We start from the raw sequence: 4,510 nt of genomic DNA, 5'->3' as shown, positions 1-4,510 counted from the left end.
CCGTGATGCACCCAGCCGGTCAGGCGAAAGGGGCCGTTGCCGATAAGCGTTTCCGCTTGGGAAGACCAGCTTTCCGGCGCTTTTTCAATACTGGCGCGGTGAACGGGATAAAAAGCATGGAACGAAGTCAAGCTGAGAAAGTAAGCGGTGGGCTTTTCCAAAGTGACTTCTAGCGTGCGCTCATCCAGAGCGCGGACGCCGACGTCTTCGGAGGAAGCCTCTTTTTCGTTGAAGGCTTGGCCGTTTTTCAGCGCGTACAGCATATAGGAGTTTTCCGAAGCCGTTTCCGGGTCTAAAGCGCGTCGCCAGGAATAGACAAAATCATGAGCGGTGAGAGCCTCGCCGTTAGACCAGCGGGCGTCTGGGCGCAGGTGGAAGATGTAGCGCAGGCCGTCGGCGGAAATTTCCCACTGCGTCGCCACGCCAGGCAGGGGCCGGTCTTTAGCATCCAGACGGGTCAGTCCTTCAAAAAGCTGCAGCTCGGCCAAAGATTCCGGGATGGCCGTGGATTTAGCCGGATCTAAGGTGGCGGGCTCGGCTTCCAATACGTAGCGCAGCGTGTTTGCGGTTTGCTGCGGTTGACGACTGCAGCCTGTGGCGGTTAGAACGACCAGCAGCAGAAGCACAGCAAGCTGGCGCAAGGAAATACGCATTAGCTTTCCTCCTGCAGCAAGGTGTCGTAGATAGCGCGGCCCATCTGAGCTATGAGCTGCAGCCCGTGGGCGTTGTTTTGCAGTCCGTCGGCGAAAATGCAGACAATAAAAGGACCCGCAGGCAGGTACAAAATACCGCCGTCATGCTCGACGCCGTCCAAGGTGCCGGTTTTGTGGGCCAAAGACAGGCTCTCCGGCAGGTAGAAGGGGATTTTGTCGCGAACCTGCTGGCTCTTAAGAATGTTTAAAGCCAGTGCGGCGTACGAAGGCGGCAGTCCTTGCGCATGGAGAAGAAGGTGATACATCTTGGCCATGTCAGCGGCGCTGGTTTCGTTTTGCAGTCCCGCTGCGGCGGCGGCAAAATCCATCATGCGGCGCTGCAATCGGGTATGGGTAAGGCCCAGGTTGCTCATCGTTTGGTTTACCGCCGTCATGCCTACTCGTTCGATGAGAGTATTCGTGGCGGTGTTGTCGCTGAGGGAGATCATCAAAACGCACAAATCGCGGATGTTCAGAGGCAGGGACGGGTTCAGCTCTTTTAAAATGCCAGCGCCGCCGACGCGGCAGGAAGCGGAAGGGGACAGCGTCTCTTGGAGGCATACTGTTCCTGCAGCCGCTTGGCGCAGAATTTCAAAGAGGATGGGTACCTTGATCATGCTGGCCGAAGGGTAGATAATATCCGGCCGAACTGAGTATAAGTCATGCCCGGCGTCGTCAGTAATGATGACGCTCCAACGGCAAGGACAGCTTGCGGCAAGTTGTTCTAATTTTGTATGTAAGTGCTTCATAAAAAAGCCTCCTAACGTTTGCTGTGAGGATCCAAGGCGTCTCGCAACCCGTCACCAAGGAAGTTAAAGGCCAGCATGGTAAGGCTGATGGCCAAAGACGGAAAGAGGAGCTGGTAGGGATAGGAACGGACGCTTGTCAGCCCCTCGGACGCCAGGACGCCCCAGCTAGCCATGGGAGCGGCAACGCCCAAACCGATGAAGCTTAAAAAGGCTTCGGCGAAAATCGCTTCCGGGATGGCCAGTGTCATCGTTACCAGGATGGGGCCGCTGCAGTTGGGCAGCAGATGGCGGAAAAGAATGCGCCAAGGACTTAGTCCCAAGGAGCGGGCGGCCAAGACGAATTCACGTTCTTTTAAAGTTAGAATCTGGCTGCGGACAATGCGCGCCATGCCCAGCCAGTAGGCAATGCCTAACGCCAGAAACAGATTGGTCAAGCCTGGTTTTAACAGCACCATCAGCAAAATGACGTAAAGCAGCATGGGGATGCCATAAAGAATGTCCACCAAATGCATCATGATGCGGTCCGTGCGTCCGCCGAAGAAACCGGCGATGCCGCCGTAGGTAACGCCGATCAAAAGGTTAATGACGCTGGCGGCGACGCCGATGGCTAAAGAAATGCGAGCGCCGTAAAGAACGCGGATAAACAGATCCCGCCCCAGCGAGTCGGTGCCGAACCAATGCGCAGCGCTAGGCCCGGCGTTGGCTTCCCAGAGGTTTTGATCCGCATAGGAAAGAGAGGAAAGCATAGGGAAAAACAAGCAAATCAAAAAGAGAGCGCCAAGAAAATATAAACCCGCCATAGCCGCCTTATGGCGCTGGAGACGCTGCCAGGGCGAAGCTGGAGGCGGTAAAAGATTTTGGGTGCATTCAGGCTGGCTCATCAGTTACCACCTTTCTCAAAGCGCTTAATACGAGGGTCCAGCAACGGATATAAAAGATCGACTACTAAATTAAAAACAATGACAAGAACGCTATAAAATACGGTTACGCCGAGAATGACCGTATAATCGCGGTTATAAATGCTGGTGATGAAATGACGGCCTAAGCCGGGCAGGGCGAAAATGGTTTCTACCACAAAACTGCCTGTAAGAATGGAAGCCGCCATAGGTCCGAGGTAGGTTACTACCGGTAAGAGGGCGTTTTTTAAAGCGTGCCGGTAAACGGTGCCCCAAAGGCTCAAGCCCTTAGCGCGGGCCGTACGGATGTAGTCTTGAGATAGCACCTCCAGCATGGCGCTGCGTGTCAGGCGGGCAATGAACGCCAATGGATAAGCGGCCAGTGAAAGCGCCGGCAAAATGAGCGAGGCGGGACTTTCCCAGAGCGCCGCCGGCAGCCAGCCCAACTGTACCGCGAAAACCTGCACAAGCAAGGTGGCCAGCACGAAGGAGGGGACGGACATGCCGATAATAGCGACGGCCATCGCCCCGTGATCCTGCCAACGGTTTTTGCGCAAGGCTCCCAGGCAGCCCAAGGGAATTCCCGCACCCAAAGCCAGCACCAGCGCGCTAGCGCCGAGCTGCAAAGACACTGGAAAGCTTTCGGCAATAATCTGGTTGACGCTGCGGCCCTCGTATTTAAAGGAAGGCCCTAAATCCAGCTGCGCCAAATTCAGCAGGTAATCAACATACTGCTTCCACAAAGGGTCTTGCAGATGGTAGTGCGCTTCTAGATGCGCTAAAACCACCGGCGGCAGATTTTTTTCCCCGGTGAACGGGCCGCCTGGAATGGCATGCATCAGAAAAAATGTAAAAGTAACAATAGCCAGCAACACCAGGCAAGACCCTGCGCAGCGCTGCAATACGTCACGTAGCAAAGAATGATCGCCTCCTTTTTTTTTAGGAGCCGTTGCTTTACGCGCATCATCCAGCAAACAAGATCTTTTTCCGTCAGATATTGTCAGAAAGCCTCGGCATAGCCCCGCTATGCCTGCATTTTCTTTCGCATCTGACGAAACAATCTCCATGTTTGCCGGCGTGCTCATAAAAGCACTGGCTCCTTGGAACGGCAAGAATTATATCTAAAGAAATGCTTTCTTATATCCCTCGTTCGTGTCCTCTGGTTCTCCGATTCTCTTGTTCAATCTAATTCCTTCGTATCCTCTTTTTACTCCCTCTACTCTTGTTAAATATCGTACCCCGTAACCCTCATTCGTACCCTCAGTGACTCCCGCGACTCTTGTTCGTTATCGTTTCTCCAAAGCCTTGCGGATGCGTGCCAGCCCTTCGCGGATGGTCTCCGGCGAAGTCGCATAGGAAAAGCGCAGATATTCCTCCGTCTCAAAAGAGTGGCGCTGGCCGAAGGACGTGCGCGGCAGGACCGCCACATGGCCTTCGTACAGTAAATACTGCTGCAGCTCCTTGGCGTTCTGGAAGCCGTAGAGGCGGCAGGCTTCGGTCACATTAGGAAACGCGTAAAACGCGCCGCCAGGAGCGCGGCAGCTAAAGCCGGGGATGGCGTTGAGGCCGTCTACAATCAGATCGCGGCGCTCGCGCAGCTCCCGTACCATAGAAGCAACCGCTTCTTGGGGGCCGGTCAAAGCCGCAACGGCGGCATCTTGAATGAACGTATTTGTGCAGGATTCGCAGTTAGTAACAAGGCGGCTTACGAGTTCCGCCAAGTCCTTGTTCATGACGCCGTACCCCAGACGCCAACCGGTCATGGCGTAGGTTTTGGAAAAACCGTCCAGGATGATGGTCCGCTCCTGCATACCAGGCAGAGAGGCGATGCTGGCAAATTCTCCTTCATAAATAAGGCGGCTGTATACTTCATCGGAAAGAACCCAAAGGTCATGGCGAACGGCCAATTCGGCGATGCGTTTTAAATCCTCAAGTGGGATGAGACCGCCGGTGGGATTTTGGGGGCTGTTGAGGATGATCAATTTGGTCTTAGGGGTAATCAGCGTTTCTAGATGCTCCACATCTAGTGAAAATCCTTTTTCTTCTAAAAGAGGCGCCGGTATGGGGACGCCGCTGACAAAGCGAATCACCGACTCATAGATGGGGAAGCCGGGGTTGGGATAAATGACCTCGTCTCCGGGATCGACCAAGGCGTGAATGCTGTAGTAAATAA

The 4,510-nt window shown here is 54.4% G+C and carries 5 protein-coding genes; all 5 read right to left on the bottom strand.

The features are described from left to right. On the bottom strand, positions 1-653 hold a 653-nt coding region (locus tag PHF27_RS13460; RefSeq protein WP_300071132.1), incomplete at its 3' end, for a peptide ABC transporter substrate-binding protein. Beyond that, positions 653-1,441: a serine hydrolase gene (locus tag PHF27_RS13455; protein ID WP_300071130.1), complete on the bottom strand. Its 789-nt coding sequence runs from the start codon at positions 1,439-1,441 to the stop codon at positions 653-655. The genes PHF27_RS13455 and PHF27_RS13460, both read right to left, overlap by 1 nt. A gap of 11 nt (positions 1,442-1,452) precedes the next feature. Then, positions 1,453-2,322, bottom strand: a complete 870-nt coding sequence (locus PHF27_RS13450) for an ABC transporter permease (protein WP_300071128.1) — start codon at positions 2,320-2,322, stop codon at positions 1,453-1,455. Then, entirely contained in the window at positions 2,322-3,254 is a 933-nt protein-coding gene (locus PHF27_RS13445) for an ABC transporter permease (RefSeq protein WP_363320072.1), read from the bottom strand. Before PHF27_RS13445 ends, PHF27_RS13450 begins: the two co-directional genes overlap by 1 nt. Before the next feature lie 369 nt (positions 3,255-3,623). Continuing rightward, on the bottom strand, positions 3,624-4,510 hold an 887-nt coding region (locus PHF27_RS13440), incomplete at its 5' end, for an aminotransferase class I/II-fold pyridoxal phosphate-dependent enzyme (protein ID WP_300071124.1).

Origin of the sequence: Anaeromusa sp. (genome assembly GCF_028691475.1) — a bacterium.
Lineage (GTDB): Bacteria > Bacillota > Negativicutes > Anaeromusales > Anaeromusaceae > Anaeromusa.
The sequence above is the reverse complement of the archived record's forward strand: the minus strand, read 5'-3'. Positions and strand labels throughout refer to the sequence as shown.

What these genes read in the sequence shown, in the direction of transcription:
- PHF27_RS13455 (WP_300071130.1), bottom strand. Translation starts at nt 1,441, where the DNA reads ATGAAGCACTTACATACAAAATTAGAACAACTTGCCGCAAGCTGTCCT.
- PHF27_RS13450 (WP_300071128.1), bottom strand. Translation starts at nt 2,322, where the DNA reads ATGAGCCAGCCTGAATGCACCCAAAATCTTTTACCGCCTCCAGCTTCG.